Annotated in this window: 13 protein-coding genes; 4 read left to right on the top strand and 9 right to left on the bottom strand. The window is 68.3% G+C overall.

Annotated elements, in window-relative coordinates; all coding sequences use genetic code 11:
• Positions 1 to 10: 10 nt before the first annotated feature.
• A complete protein-coding gene (rng, locus tag ABSH63_RS02080; RefSeq protein WP_352886983.1) occupies positions 11 to 1,468 on the bottom strand; it encodes a ribonuclease G in 1,458 nt (485 codons plus the stop codon).
• The gene (locus tag ABSH63_RS02075; RefSeq protein ID WP_352886980.1) at positions 1,465 to 2,079 is read right to left on the bottom strand and encodes a Maf family protein; all 615 of its coding nucleotides are present in this window, start codon (positions 2,077 to 2,079) and stop codon (positions 1,465 to 1,467) included. Before ABSH63_RS02075 ends, rng begins: the two co-directional genes overlap by 4 nt.
• Before the next feature lie 68 nt (positions 2,080 to 2,147).
• Between ABSH63_RS02075 and ABSH63_RS02070 the strand changes: the two genes are divergently transcribed.
• A complete protein-coding gene (locus ABSH63_RS02070) occupies positions 2,148 to 2,900 on the top strand; it encodes a class II aldolase/adducin family protein (protein ID WP_352886977.1) in 753 nt (250 codons plus the stop codon).
• A 65-nt stretch (positions 2,901 to 2,965) separates the two neighbouring features.
• Here the strand turns inward: ABSH63_RS02070 and ABSH63_RS02065 are convergent, their stop codons facing one another.
• The 6 genes from ABSH63_RS02065 to ABSH63_RS02040 form a co-directional block, all read right to left on the bottom strand.
• A complete protein-coding gene (locus tag ABSH63_RS02065) occupies positions 2,966 to 4,168 on the bottom strand; it encodes a lipoprotein N-acyltransferase Lnb domain-containing protein (RefSeq protein ID WP_352886975.1) in 1,203 nt (400 codons plus the stop codon).
• On the bottom strand, positions 4,168 to 5,034 hold the full coding sequence (locus ABSH63_RS02060; RefSeq protein ID WP_352886973.1) for a CorC family transporter: 867 nt from the start codon (positions 5,032 to 5,034) through the stop codon (positions 4,168 to 4,170). The genes ABSH63_RS02065 and ABSH63_RS02060 overlap by 1 nt, the downstream gene beginning before the upstream one ends.
• Complete coding sequence (gene ybeY, locus ABSH63_RS02055) at positions 5,031 to 5,474, bottom strand: rRNA maturation RNase YbeY (protein ID WP_352886971.1); 444 nt, start codon at positions 5,472 to 5,474, stop codon at positions 5,031 to 5,033. Before ybeY ends, ABSH63_RS02060 begins: the two co-directional genes overlap by 4 nt.
• The gene (locus ABSH63_RS02050; protein ID WP_352886970.1) at positions 5,471 to 6,487 is read right to left on the bottom strand and encodes a PhoH family protein; all 1,017 of its coding nucleotides are present in this window, start codon (positions 6,485 to 6,487) and stop codon (positions 5,471 to 5,473) included. Before ABSH63_RS02050 ends, ybeY begins: the two co-directional genes overlap by 4 nt.
• Entirely contained in the window at positions 6,484 to 7,839 is a 1,356-nt protein-coding gene (gene miaB / locus ABSH63_RS02045; protein ID WP_352886968.1) for a tRNA (N6-isopentenyl adenosine(37)-C2)-methylthiotransferase MiaB, read from the bottom strand. Before miaB ends, ABSH63_RS02050 begins: the two co-directional genes overlap by 4 nt.
• Positions 7,840 to 7,907: 68 nt before the next feature.
• Positions 7,908 to 8,342, bottom strand: coding sequence for a low molecular weight protein-tyrosine-phosphatase (locus ABSH63_RS02040; protein ID WP_352886966.1), 435 nt, complete (start codon positions 8,340 to 8,342; stop codon positions 7,908 to 7,910).
• 552 nt (positions 8,343 to 8,894) lie between these two features.
• Here ABSH63_RS02040 and ABSH63_RS02035 point away from each other — a divergent pair.
• Genes ABSH63_RS02035 through ABSH63_RS02025 form a run of 3 tightly spaced genes read left to right on the top strand, consistent with a single transcriptional unit; the run spans position 8,895 to position 12,969 of the window.
• Positions 8,895 to 10,244 (top strand): multiheme c-type cytochrome, encoded by a 1,350-nt coding sequence (locus tag ABSH63_RS02035; protein WP_352886964.1) that lies wholly within the window; start codon positions 8,895 to 8,897, stop codon positions 10,242 to 10,244.
• Between the two features lie 10 nt (positions 10,245 to 10,254).
• On the top strand, positions 10,255 to 10,995 hold the full coding sequence (locus ABSH63_RS02030; protein ID WP_352886962.1) for a PP2C family protein-serine/threonine phosphatase: 741 nt from the start codon (positions 10,255 to 10,257) through the stop codon (positions 10,993 to 10,995).
• Positions 10,996 to 11,001: 6 nt separating this feature from the next.
• Entirely contained in the window at positions 11,002 to 12,969 is a 1,968-nt protein-coding gene (locus tag ABSH63_RS02025; protein ID WP_352886959.1) for a serine/threonine-protein kinase, read from the top strand.
• A gap of 11 nt (positions 12,970 to 12,980) precedes the next feature.
• Here the strand turns inward: ABSH63_RS02025 and ABSH63_RS02020 are convergent, their stop codons facing one another.
• Positions 12,981 to 13,868, bottom strand: coding sequence for an adenylate/guanylate cyclase domain-containing protein (locus tag ABSH63_RS02020; protein ID WP_352886956.1), 888 nt, complete (start codon positions 13,866 to 13,868; stop codon positions 12,981 to 12,983).
• Positions 13,869 to 13,909 lie beyond the last annotated feature (41 nt).

Below are 13,909 nucleotides of genomic sequence, written 5' to 3'. Positions count from 1 at the left end.
CCCGGTTGCGCTACAGCGGCACGACGTCGAAGCTCTCCTGCCCATAGGCGCTTTCGGCCTGCAAGCGGATCGGCCGTTCCAGCGCGGTTTCGAGGTTGGCCAGACCCAAGGACTCCTCCTCGACCAGGCCGCGGATCACGTTGGGCGCCGCCAGCACCAGAAAGCCCTTGGCCTCGAACTGGCGCGCGGCGCGCTGCACCTCGCGTGCGATCTCGTGGCAGACGGTCTCCACGGTCTTGATCGTGCCGCGCCCGCTGCAGGTGGGGCAGGGCTCGCACAAGATATGGCCGAGCGACTCGCGCGTGCGCTTGCGCGTCATCTCGACCAGGCCCAGCGGCGAGAACGGGTACACGTGCGTGCGTGCGTGATCGGCGGCGAGCGCGCGCTCCAGCGCGCGCAGCACCTGCGCGCGATGATCCTCGGACTTCATGTCGATGAAGTCGATGATGATGATGCCGCCGAGGTTGCGCAGCCTGAGTTGGCGCGCGATCGCCTGCGCCGCTTCGAGGTTGGTCTTGAGCACCGTCTCTTCGAGGTTGCGGTGACCGATGTAGGCGCCGGTGTTGACGTCGATGGTCGTCATCGCCTCGGTCTGATCGATGACCAGATGCCCGCCGGACTTCAAGTCGACGCGACGGTTGAGCGCGCGGTTGATGTCGTCCTCTACGCCGTACAGATCGAAGATCGGTGCCGCGCCCTCGTACAGCTCGATCAGCGGCGCCGCCTGCGGCACGAACAACTGCGCGAACTGCTTGACCCGGCGGCATTCCTCGGCGTCGTCGATGCGCACGCGCTCCACGTGGGTTCCGAGCAGGTCGCGCAGGATGCGCATCGACAGCGGCAGATCGCCATGCACCAGCGTGCCCGGCTCGCTGACGGCCGCCCGGTCGCTGATCGCCTTCCACAGGCGCAGCAGGAAGGCGACGTCGGCCTCCAGCGCGGCGGCTTCGGCCCCCTCGGCGGCAGTGCGCGCGATCAGGCCGAACTGCGGCGCCATGCGCTGCTGCAGTGCGTCCAGCACTTCGCGCAGGCGCTCGCGCTCGGCCTCGTCCTCGATGCGCGCGGACACCCCGACGTGCTTCTCATGCGGCAGCAGCACCAGGTAGCGCGACGGGATCGACAGCAGCGTCGTCAGGCGCGCGCCCTTGCTGCCGATCGGGTCCTTGAGCACTTGCACCAGCACCTGCTGACCTTCGTGCAGCAACTGCGAGATGCTCGGCATGGCATCGCCGTTGACCGGCAGCGGCACCATGTCGGCCACGTGCAGGAAGGCGGTGCGCTCCAGCCCGATCTCGACGAAGGCCGCCTGCATCCCCGGCAGCACCCGCTGCACCTTGCCTTTGTAGATATTGCCGGTCAGTCCGTGCCGCGACGCGCGCTGCATGTGGATCTCCTGCGCGGCGCCGCCTTCGACCAGTGCGACACGCGTTTCCTGCTGGCCGATGTTGACGAGGATTTCGGTGCTCATGGGGTGTGAGACGGCGGACGTGAAACGGCTGAGGCGACGACCTCTATGCCGAAGTCGCGCAGCAGCTCGCAGGTTTCGTACAGCGGCAGACCGACGACGCCACTGTAGCTGCCGCGGATCTCGCGCACGAAAGCGGCGCCGAGCCCTTGGATCGCGTAGCCGCCGGCTTTGTCGGCCGGCTCGCCGCTGGCCCAGTACGCCTGCGCCATGGCTGGCGTGATGTCACCGAAGCACACCTCGGTGACCGACAGGCGCACCGCTTGGCGCGCCCCGTCGACGAGGGCGACTGCCGAAACCACTTGGTGGGTGCGCCCGGACAGCCGTTGCAGCAGCGCGATGCCGTGGTCGCGGTCGGCGGGCTTGCCGAGGACCTCGCCGTCGAGGACGACGTCGGTGTCGGCGCCGAGCACGGGCAGCATCGTCGTCCCGCTCGCCTGACGGCCGGCGTGGGCCTTGGCCAGCGCCATGCGGCAGGCGTAATCGGTGGCCGCTTCGCCGGGGCGGGGCTGCTCAAGCACGTCCGCTGCGCACAAGGCAAAACGCAGGCCGAGCTGCCGCAGCAGATCCTGGCGACGCGGCGAGCGCGACGCGAGCAGCAATTGATTCTCCACCGGCACTCCTCGATGCATTAACGTTAGCGTAACGGGGCGCATGTCGCGCCGCACGGGGGACGATCGCCATGGACGATGTGCGCAGCAAGGTATCCGCCGAGGAATGGCAGGTCCGCGTCGATCTCGCCGCCGCTTACCGTCTGGTCGCCGATTACGGCTGGGACGACCTGGTGTTCACGCACATCTCCGCGCGCGTGCCCGGCCCCGAGCACCATTTTCTGATCAACCCCTATGGCTGGCTGTTCGAGGAGATCACCGCGTCCAGTCTGGTCAAGGTCGACCTCGACGGGCGCAAGGTCATGGACAGCCCCCATGAGATCAACCCGGCCGGCTTCACCATCCACAGCGCCATCCACGCGGCGCGCGCCGATGCCCAGTGCGTGATGCACACGCATTCGCTCAACGGCGTCGCCGTCTCGGCGCAGCGGCAAGGGCTGCTGCCGATCTCGCAGCAGTCGACGCTGGTGCTGGCCTCGCTGGCCTATCACGACTACGAGGGCATCGCGCTGCGTGACGAGGAGAAGCCGCGTCTGGTCGCCGACCTCGGTGACAAGACCTTCCTGATGCTGCGCAATCACGGTCTGCTCACCGTCGGCGCGACGCCGGCGGATGCCTTCCTCGCGATGTACGTCTTCGAGGCCGCGTGCACGATCCAGGTGCGCGCCCTGGCGGGCGGCGGCGAGCTGGTGCCGGTCAATCCCGAGATCCTCGCTGGCGTGCAGCGGGCCGCGAGCGCAGTGACGCGCGGCCTCGGCGGTCGGCTCGCCTGGCCCGGCCTGCTGCGGCGCCTCGACCGGCGCGATCCCTCGTACAAGACCTGAACCCCAACCCGCCGGTCGCCTGCACGCGGCCGACGGGGCGCAAGCCGCGAGCAGCGCGGCCGGTCTTACGGCCTGCGCTGCAGTCCGTACAACAGCGCGAGGCCGGGCGGCAGCAACAGCGCCACCCAGTGCAGGTTGGGCTGCGCGCCGAACAGCGCCAGCGGCAGCGCCGCGACGCCGGCCGCCGCCGTCAGCCACGTCACCGTGCGCGTGCAGGCCGAGCGCCGCGCCGGCCGCTGTCCGGCGTGGCGCACCAGCGCCGGCAGCAGCAGCCACCACAGCGGATGCAGCAGCAGCAGATTGTGATTGCGTGCCATGCCCCAATGATCGGTCGCCAACCAGCCGAGCAGCAGCACGGCACCGCCCAAGCCGGCGACGAGCGCGTACACCATCGCGAGCGCCGCGAATCCGGCGCGTGCGACCGCCTGCGCGCGGTGGCGGGCGAGCAGGACCAGCACCGCCGCCAGTGCCAAACCGACGAGCAGAAACGGCAGGTCCAGCCGCGGCGGCGCGCCGCGATCGACGGCATTCGCCGCCACCAAGGTGCGTTCGCCGGCGATCAGCGCGCGGCCTATGCCCTCGGCATCGTCGATCCGCACCTGCCGCAGGGCCTGCATCAGCCGCTCGGGAATGAAGCCTTCATCCCACTGATCGAGCGGCACATCGACGCGCGGCCCGAGGCCCAGATCCATGCCGGCCATCAGCGCCGGCATCGGCGCCATCAGGCGCAGCACCTCGCTGCGATAGGTGCCGCTTGCGGGACGCGCGGCGAGCTGCCGGCGCAGCGCGCCATCGAGCGCCTGATCGAGCACGTCACGCACGCGCGTCGAACAGTTGGCGAGAAAGTAGTCGTAGCGGTAGTGGGCGTTTTCCGGGCGCGCGTTCCACGCCAGATGATCGGCCAGCGCGCGCGCGCGTGCGGCATCGAGCGCAAGCGGCTGCTCGATCACCCAGCGCCCTTCGGCGGCGTACTGGCGCAGCGTCCAGTCCAGCGGCGCCACGTCGAGCCGGTAGAGCATACGGCCGCGCACGAAATTGAGAAAAAAATGCTTCTGGCCGAAATCGAAGATGCCGTAGTTGTAGACCTGCGGCGCGGCACCGGCCTCGCGCACCAGCAGCGCGTTGTGGCCGAAGCGCTGCCAGTAGATCTGGCCGGGGGCGAAGGTCAGCAGGCTGATCTGCGGCGCAGCCGGCGTTGCCGCCACCGCCGCGGTGACCGCCGATGCAAAGATCAGCAGCACGCCGGCGAAGCGCAGAACGATGCGCATCAGTCCGGCGCCAGGCTGACCTGGAACTGATGCACCCGCCGGCCGTCGGCGCGCTGCACGTTGAAGTTGAAACGGTCGATGCGCACGCTCTCGCCACGCTTGGGCATGCGGCCGAAGCGGTGCAACACGAAGCCGCCGACGGTATCGAACTCCGCGTCGGGGAAGTCCGTACCGAAATAGGCGTTGAACTCCTCGATCGGCGTCAACGCGTTCACCAGGTAGCGACGCTCGTCCTGCTTGAGGATGGGGGCGCTCTCCGCCTCGTCATACTCGTCGTCGATCTCGCCGACGATCTGTTCGAGCACGTCCTCGATGGTCACCAGGCCGGCGACGCCACCGTACTCGTCGACGACCAGCGCCATGTGATTGCGGCCACGACGGAAGTCCTTGAGCAACACGTTCAGGCGCTTGGACTCGGGCACGAAGACCGCCGGCCGCATCAACCTTCGCAGGTCGAAACTGCCTGGATCGAAGCCCGGCACCGCGCCGCTGAACCTGAGCAGATCCTTGGCCAGCAGCATGCCGACGACCTCGTCCTTGGAGTCGCCGATCACCGGAAAGCGCGAGTGCCCGGACTCGACGACCACCGCGAGGATGCGCTCCAACGGCCAGGCCTGGTCGACGACGACCATCTGCGCGCGCGGCACCATCACGTCACGCACCTGCGTTTCGGCCGTTTCGAGAATGCCCTCGAACATCGACAGCGCATCGGCATCCATCAGCCCCGCCTGCTGCGCCTCGCGCAGCAGTTCGAGCAAGTCCCCGCGCGTGCGCGGCGGGCCGCCGGCGAGCCGCTGGGTCACGCGGCGCCACCAGTTCGACAAGCCGTTGTCGTCGTGTTTCTGACTACTGTCGCCTTCGTTCATCGATAGGGGTTCCCGAAACCCAGACGCTTGAGGATGCGGATCTCGCGAGCCTGCATGCGCTGTGCATCCTGCGGATGCTCGTGATCGTAACCGCGCAGGTGCAGGCAGCCATGGACGACCAGGTGCGCCCAGTGCGCGCGCGGCATCTTGTTCTGTTCGTGCGCCTCGCGCATCACCAGCGGCGCGCAGATAAGCAGATCGCCCAGCACCTCAGCCTCGCCGGCGAAGGACAGCACATTGGTGGGCTTGTCCTTGCCGCGGTAGCGGCGGTTGAACGCGCGGCTTTCGGCTTCGTCGACGATGCGGATGGTCAGTTCGCCATGGCGCGCCGGCAGGGCCGCGGCCGCGAAGCTGCGCAGGCTGGCATTCGTCGGTACGCCGACAGCCTTGACGGCGCGTTGCACGACGATCGACCCAGCACCGGAGGTGACGCCACTCATGGCGCCTTCTCTGGCGACTGACGCCGATCGAAATCGTCATAGGCCTGCACGATCGCCTGCACCAGCGGATGGCGCACCACGTCCTGTTTGCCAAAGTGCGTGAAGCTGATCCCCGGCACGCCCTGCAAGACTTCCAGTGACTGGCGCAGGCCCGAGGTCTGGTGCCGGGGCAGATCGACCTGCGTCATGTCCCCGGTGACCACGGCGACGCTGCCGAAGCCGATGCGCGTGAGGAACATCTTCATTTGCTCGACCGAGGTGTTCTGCGCCTCGTCGAGAATCACGAAGGACTCGTTGAGCGTGCGCCCGCGCATGAACGCCAAGGGCGCGATCTCGATCACGCTCTTCTCGATCAGCCGTGCGACCTTCTCGAAACCGAGCATTTCGTAGAGCGCGTCGTACAGCGGCCGCAGATAGGGGTTGATCTTGTCCGCCATGTCGCCGGGCAAAAAGCCGAGCTTCTCGCCGGCCTCGACCGCCGGACGCACCAGCACCAGCCGGCGCACGCGGTCGCGTTCGAGCGCCTGCACCGCACTGGCGACGGCCAGATAGGTCTTGCCGGTGCCCGCCGGACCGACGCCGAAGTTCAGGTCGTGCGTCGCGATCGCCTTCAAGTACGCCTTCTGCTGCGGACCACGTCCGCGCACCACGCCGCGCTTGGTCCGGATCACCACCTCGTCGTGCGCGCTCGCCGGGTTGGCGTCGTCTGCGGTGTCCGCGATCGCGCCGCCGTGCTCGGCCAGTGCCAGGTGCACGTGCTCGCTGGTGATGGTGTCGTCGACGGTCTGATTGAACAGTTGGCTCAGCACCGCCTCGCCCGAGGCGATGTCGCGCCGCGAGCCGATCAGTTGATAGCGGTTGCCGCGATTGCGGATCTCGATGCCCAGACGCAGCTCGATCTGGCGCAGATGGGCGTCGAACGGCCCGTTGAGATTGGCGAGGCGCTGGCCGTCATCGGGTTCTAAGACGACCTCGGCACGGGCCTGGGCGGTGCGCGCTGACGAGGTCGTCATGCGATGCATTCCTGCGCGACGACCAGACGCCCGCGCAGTGAATTGTTGAGCGCCTCGGTCACCTCGACGTCGACGAACTGCCCGATCAGCGACGCCGGAGCTTCGAAGTTGACCCAGCGATTGGTCGAGGTGCGACCGGCCATCTGCCCGGGACGGCGCGCCGGACGCTCGACCAGCACGCGCTGCGTCGTGCCGACCAGCTTGCGCTTGAATTCATCGTCGAGCGCACGGATGCGCGTCTGCAGAATGTCGAGCCGCCGGTGCTTGTCGGCGTCGCTGACGGTGTCGCGCAGATTCGCCGCCGGCGTGCCCGGTCGCGGGCTGTAGATGAAGCTGAACGCGCAGTCGAAGCCGGCCTCGTGGATCAGATCCATGGTCATCGCGAAATCGGCGTCGGTCTCGGTAGGAAAGCCGACGATGAAGTCCGTCGACAGCGAGATGTCGGGCCGTGCCGCGCGCACGCGGCGGATCCGGTCGAGATAGCGCTCGCGCGTGTAGCCGCGCTTCATCATGCCGAGGATGCGATCCGAGCCGGATTGCACCGGCAGGTGCAGGTAGCTGGCCAGCTTCGGCTCCTCGGCAAACGCGTCGATCAGCGCGTCGCTGAATTCCGCCGGATGCGAGGTGGTGTAGCGGATGCGCTCGATGCCCGGGATGCGCGCCACGTAGCCGATCAGCAGCGCCAGATCACAAACCTCGCCGCCCGAACCCATGCGCCCGCGGTAGGCGTTGACGTTCTGCCCGAGCAGCGTCACCTCGCGCACGCCCTGCTCGGCGAGCTGGGCGATCTCGGCGAGCACGTCGTCGAGCGGCCGGCTGACCTCCGCGCCGCGCGTGTACGGCACGACGCAGAACGTGCAGTACTTCGAGCAGCCCTCCATGATGCTGACGAAGGCGCTCGGACCTTCCGCGCGCGGCTCCGGCAGGCGGTCGAACTTCTCGATCTCCGGAAAGCTGACGTCGACCACCGGTTTGCGCGCCGCGCGGGTCGCGTCCAACAGTTGCGGCAGCCGGTGCAGCGTCTGCGGGCCGAAGACGATGTCGACCAGCGGCTGGCGCTCGGTGAGTGCCTGGCCTTCCTGCGAGGCGACGCAGCCGCCGACGCCGATCAAACGCCCCGGAACCTGCTGCTTCCAGTCCCGCCAGCGGCCGAGCTCGGAAAACACCTTTTCCTGCGCCTTCTCACGCACCGAGCAGGTGTTGAGCAGCAAAAGATCGGCCTCGTCCGGATTCTGGGTACGCTCGTAGCCATGCGAGGCGGCGAGCACGTCGACCATCTTGGCCGAGTCGTACTCGTTCATCTGGCAGCCGTAGCTGATGAGGAAGACTTTCCTGCTGGGCGTGGTGGACATCACAGACGGCCGCAAGGCCGACTAGAAGGCACGGCCTTGCATTATAAGCGAGCGAATTTCGGGGGGTTTTACAGCTTGCGCAGCCAGTCCTCGACCCCCGCCTCGATGTCGTCGAAGGCCTTGACGAAGGCCTCGCGCGGGCACCGATAGGGGTCGGCGACATCGGCGTTCTCTCGCCACTTCAGCAGCTTGTGCACGCGACCCCGCAGTTGCGGATAGTGCCGGTTGAGCCAGTCGCTGTGAGTCTGGTCGAGGGTGAGAATCAGATCCATCTGCGACAGCAGCGGCAGAGTCGCCTGCTGGGCGCGATGCGGTGTCAAGTCCAGGCCGTGCTCGGCGGCGACCGCGACCGCCATTGGGTCCGCCGGATAACCGACCAGCGCAGCGGTCCCGGCCGACACGACTTGCCGCACCCGCGACCCGAGCCGGGCGCGCAGCAGCGCCTCGGCGATCGGACTGCGGCAGATGTTGCCGGTGCAGATGACGATGAGCTTGTTGAACATACCGTCGCGAATAGCGTAAAGCGGCCCCGCGCAACGCGCGGGGATGAGGCGGCGACACGGTGCCGGCGTAGCAGCGGGTGCGAAAGCCGCCTGATGGCGCGCCTCCAGCGCCCACCTCGCTGCGCTCGGACACCGTGTCCGCGCGCCAGCGTTGCGAGCGGCGTGAAGCCTAAAAGCGTGCGGGCTCTTGGCAAGGCACCGCGGATCCCACTATGGACCGAAACGGCTGCGCATTGTACGCGGTTCACGGTTGACGACCTTGGACGGCGCTATCCTCGGCCCATGTTTCGGAACTCACGCAGCTCGCGTCGCCCGCGATCGCCGTCGCTCGGCTTGTGCGTCTTGCGCGCTGACGCCGACACAGACTTGTTCTACGATGCCGTCCTGCGGTGCGAAGGCGCGCGAGAAGGCCTGCGGTTCGGGCATCCTCGCGCCGAACATCCGTCGCGGGCGCGGAACATGCGCGCGCACGGGCGACACCGCAAGGCTCGGTGCGCAACCTCAGCCTCGCCGCCGTAGCGGTACGCGGTCCACGCGCAAAGTGGGGGAAACATGCACGCACGCTCGCTGTATCGCCAGTTCGGCCCCACCGTCGGTCTGTGGATGATGCTGGCGGGATCGTCGATCGCCGGCATGGCGCACGCAGCGCCGCCGATGCCGTTCGAGGACCGGTACCAGCATGTCGGCGTCGCCACCTGTGCCGGCAGCAACTGCCACGGCTCGCAGCGGCCGTTCGACGATTCTCCGGTGCTGCAGAACGAGTACTTCCTGTGGCAGCGGGACGATGCCCACTCCAATGCCTACAAGCTGCTGCTCACCGCGGACGGCAAGCGCATCGCCGCCAATCTCGGCATCGAGGACGCGGCCGCGGCGCCCGAGTGCCTGACCTGCCATACCGACTATGTGCCGGCGAATCTGCGCGGGCGGCGGTATTCGATGGCCGAAGGCGTCGGCTGCGAGGCCTGCCACGGCGGCGCCCAGGAATGGCTCGGCCCGCATGTCTCCGGCAACACGCACGCGCAGAACCTCGCCCAGGGCCTGTACCCGCTGGAGGATCCGGTCGCCCGCGCGCGGCTGTGCCTGCACTGCCACATGGGCACCAAGGACAAGCCGATCGACCACCGCATCATGGGCGCGGGCCATCCGCCGCTGGAGTTCGAGCTCGACACCTTCACCAACATCCAGCCGGCGCATTTTCGCGTGGACGCCGACTACAAGCAGCGCAAGCCGGCGTATGCGCCCGGCGCCAAGGTCTGGGCGATCGGCCAGCTGGTCGCCGCCGAGACCTTCCTCGACGGCCTGCTCGGCGAGCGCTTCAGCGACCGCGGCATGTTCCCTGAGCTGGTGTTCTTCGACTGCAATGCCTGTCACCACGCGATGCGGGCGCCGCGCTGGAGTGCGGGCACCGGCGGGCCGCTGGGCCCCGGCGAACCGCGGCTGGCCGATGCGTACCTGGTGATGACCGGCATCGTGCTGGAGACGCTGCTGCCACCCGTTGCCGCGCGCTGGAATGCGGCACTGGGCGAGCTGCACCGCGCATCCATGCAGTCGGTCGCCAAAACTCGCGAGGCGGCCAAGACCCTGCGCGACATCGCGACCCAGGCGCTGCCGCAGATCGCCCAGCTCAGTTTGAGCAAAGCGCAGGCGCTCGATCTCATCGACCGTGTCGCCGCGGCGGGCCTGCAGGGCAAGGCCGGGGACTACACCACCGCCAAGCAGATCTACTACGCCAGTGACGCCCTGTTCTACTACTTGCGGCAGGAGCACGGCGTGCCGGCAACGGCTCTGCAGGCGCCGATCGACGAGCTCTTCGCTGCGGTGGACGCGAGCCAGTCCTATAATCCGGACGCCTTGCGCGCCGCCTTGCGCAAACTGCGCGCCGGCGCACAGTCGCTGCGTTGAGTGTGCGCGCATGTTCCGTTACCTGCGCCGTCAGAGGAGACGTCGTCTGAACATCACCATCGCCGGCGCCACCCACCAGGGCAAGCAGCGCGACCACAACGAGGATGCCTTCGTCGTCGTGCCGCAGCAGCTCGGCGCGGTGGTCGCCGACGGCATGGGCGGGCTGGCGCGTGGAGAGGTCGCCAGCCGCATGGTCGTCGACATCCTCGCCGAATCGCTGCAACAGGGCCGCAACGGCGGCGAGGCCCTGCAGGAAGCGCATCGGCGCATCCGCGAGGCGAGCATGTCCAGCGTCGAGCGCATGGGATCGACCGCGGTGGTACTGAAAGTCGACGGTGGCACGGCGACGCTGCACTGGGTCGGCGACAGCCGCGGCTATCTGTGGCGCGGCGGGCAGCTCAAACAGCTCACCAAGGATCACTCCTTCGTCGAGGAGCTGATCGACGCCGGCGCGATCAGCGCGCACGAGGCCGAGACCCACCCCAACCGCAACGTGCTGACGCGCGCCGTCGGCATACGCGACACCGTCGAGCTCAAGATCGACAGCACCCGCATCGATCTTCAGCCCGGCGACTGCCTGCTGCTGTGTACCGACGGGCTGCACGGCTACCTGCCGCAACCGTCGATCATCGAATGTCTCGCGCGCGGCGGCAGTGCCGAGGCCATCGTGCAGCGCCTGATCGAGCGCACGCTCCGCGACTCCGACGCCGGCGACAACGTCACCGCCGTCTGCGCCATCGTAGAGGACTGATCGATCGTGCTCGCCCCTGGCACCCTGCTGGGTCACTACAAGATCATTCGACAGCTCGGCTCTGGCGGCATGGCCGATGTCTACGAGGCCGAGGACCAGACCCTGGGCCGGCGCGTCGCGCTCAAAGTGCTGCCGCCGGAGTTTGGGCGCAATCCGCAGCTCGTCGCCCGCTTCGAGAAGGAAGTCCGCGCCTCGGCCTCGCTCAACCACGCCGGCATCGTCACCGTGTTCGAGGTCGGCCGCGCCGAGGGGGTGCACTACTACTCGATGCGCCTGCTCACCGGCGGTGATCTGCGCGCGCGCATCGAGCAAGGTCTCACCGACATTCAGGCACTGTCGATCCTGCGCGAGATCACCGACGCCTTCGTGCACGCGCACGCGGCCGGCTTCGTGCATCGCGACGTCAAGCCCGAGAACATCCTGTTCGACGAACAGGGGCGCGCAGTGCTCACCGACTTCGGCATCGCCAAGGCGATCACGTCCGAATCGAAGATGACGGCAACGGGCGTTTCCATCGGCACGCCGCGTTACATCAGCCCGGAACAGGCTCGCGGCAAGGCGGTGGACGCACGCGCCGATCTCTACAGCCTCGGTTGCATCCTCTACGAGATGCTCACCGGGCAGCCGCCGTTCGACGCCGAAGAATCACTGGCACTGATCTTCAAGCACGTCACCGAGCCGGTTCCGCGATTACCCGAGGCACTCGCCAAGTATCAGCCGCTGATCGACTCGCTGATGGCCAAGGATCCGGCGCAGCGACCGGCGTCCTCGACCGAGCTGCTGCGATTGATCGACGAGTTGCTGCCGATCCAGCACACCGGGACGCTGCCGCAGTACGCGACCGGGGCCTTCGGCGCGCTGCCGACCGCCGCGGGCCTGACCAGCCCGCGTGGAACCGGCAACAGCCTGCCCACCATCGTCAGCGGCGAACGCGGCGACCTCGAACGCCTGGCGCGCGACAAGCAGGCGGCGGACCGCGCCGAACGGGAAGCCGCGGAGCGCGAGCGCGCAGAAGCCGAACGCGAGCGTCAGGAAGAGCTGGCGCGACAGCGCGCCGAGGAAGACGCGCGCCGTCGTGCCGAGGCGGAGCAGGCCGAGCGCGAGCGCGCCGAAGCCGAGCGCCTGCGCAAAGAGGGAGAAGCCCGGCGCAAGGCCGAGGAGGCCGAGCGCAAACGGGCTGAGGCCGAAGCCGCCCGTCAGAAGCGCGAGGAACAAGCACGGATCAAGGCCGAGGAGAAAGCACGCAAGCGCGCCGAGGACGAGGCCGAACGCCAGCGCCGCGCCGCGCTGAAGCAGCAGGCACAGGCCGAGGCCGCGGCGCGCAAGCGCGAGGCCGTCGCGCGCGGCGAACCCTTGCCAAGCCAGCGCCGCGGCCTGCTGATCGCCGGTATCGCCGTCACTTCGGGCATCATCCTGCTGGCGTGGTGGCTGCTGCGCAGTCCCGAGCCCGCGACGCAGCCGCAGCCGACGCCGAGCGCCCTGCCGACGCCGGAACCCACAGCGGCACCGACCGCCGCGCCGCCCACGCCGAGCCCGACTGCGCCGGCGACGGCAACGCCGGAACCGACACCCGCGCCGACGCCGCGCCCCACCACGTCGCCCAAGCCAACTCCAACGGCCACCATGACCGCGCGCCCAACGGCAACGCCAGTGCCAACGCCGGATCCAAGTGCGATCGAGGCGGAGCGAAGGCGCCAGCAGGAGGCAGCGGAAAAGGCGCGCCGCGAACGCGAGGCCCAGGAAGCCGAAGCCCGTCGTCGCGCCCAGGCGGAGGCCGAACGCCGCGCCGCAGAAGAAGCGGCCAGACGCCGCCAACAGGAAGAGGACGCCCGCATCCTGCGCGAAGCCGAGGAAGCTGCGGCTGCGGCGCAACGTCAGCGCGAGACGCAGGCGAGTCAGCAAGGCGAGCCGACGCCCGCACCGGAAGAAGAAAAGAAGCCGGACGAACGGCTACGTCGGCCGTTCGGTTTCTGAAGCCGCCATCGTCAGGACACTTCGTAGGCCAGCAGGTGCGCGAGACCGTCGTCCGGCCGCTCGCCGAGCGCAAACACGCCTCGCCCCAGCAAGGTGAACACCTCGCGCCGGATGTAGACGTAGCGGTCGGCGTCCGCACCTTCGGGACGCACGTAGGTGCCGTTGGTGCTTTCATCGACCAGCGTGTACTTGCCGCGATGCAGCTCGATACGCGCATGCACCCGCGATGCGAACGGCGAGGGCACGACGAGGCTGCACCCCTCCTCTCGGCCTATGGTGAACGGGGTCTTTTGCGCCGAGATCGATAGCGTCTGCCCGCCGTAGGTCAGGACGAGTCCGGTACTCGCCGGCAGCGCGACCTCGCTGGGCGCGATGAAGATCTGCGTCGCCGCCCGGCGATCCCATAGCAATTGCACGATGACCAGCGATTGCGTCACCCCCTTGACCGGCGTCTGGTCGAACAGACGCAGGTTCGCGCGCAGCTCGGGCGACAAGAGTGCCGACGTCGCTTCGGTCGTCAGGATTTGTTCGGCCTTGGCCATGTCGCAGAGCCGCGCGGCGATGTTGACGGCGTCGCCGAAGACATCGTCATCGCGCACGACGACAGGGCCGTGCATGAAGCCAATACGGAACAGAACCGGCGACTCGCCAGTCCGCACGGGCTGACGGGCTTGACGCTGCACCTCGATCGAGGTTCGCGCCGCGGCGTCGGCATCGGGCAATTCGCACATGGCGCAGTCGCCGATGGTTTTGACCAAGCGCCCACCAAAGCCGCGCGCAGTCTCGGCGATCCGCTCGAGCGCGGAACGGATCAGGGCTTCGGCAGCATCATCGCCCAGACGGCGATAAAGAGCCGTGCTTCCGACGACGTCGGCGAACAGGACTGCGCGCTGCGACATGCGCTGGACGAACGGGCTCAGAGGCAGCGCGCGCCATACCA

It is taken from the genome of Sinimarinibacterium thermocellulolyticum (assembly GCF_040327995.1).
GTDB lineage: Bacteria > Pseudomonadota > Gammaproteobacteria > Nevskiales > Nevskiaceae > Solimonas > Solimonas thermocellulolyticum.
Note: the sequence above shows the minus strand (reverse complement) of the source record. Positions and strands in the feature narration are given on the sequence as shown.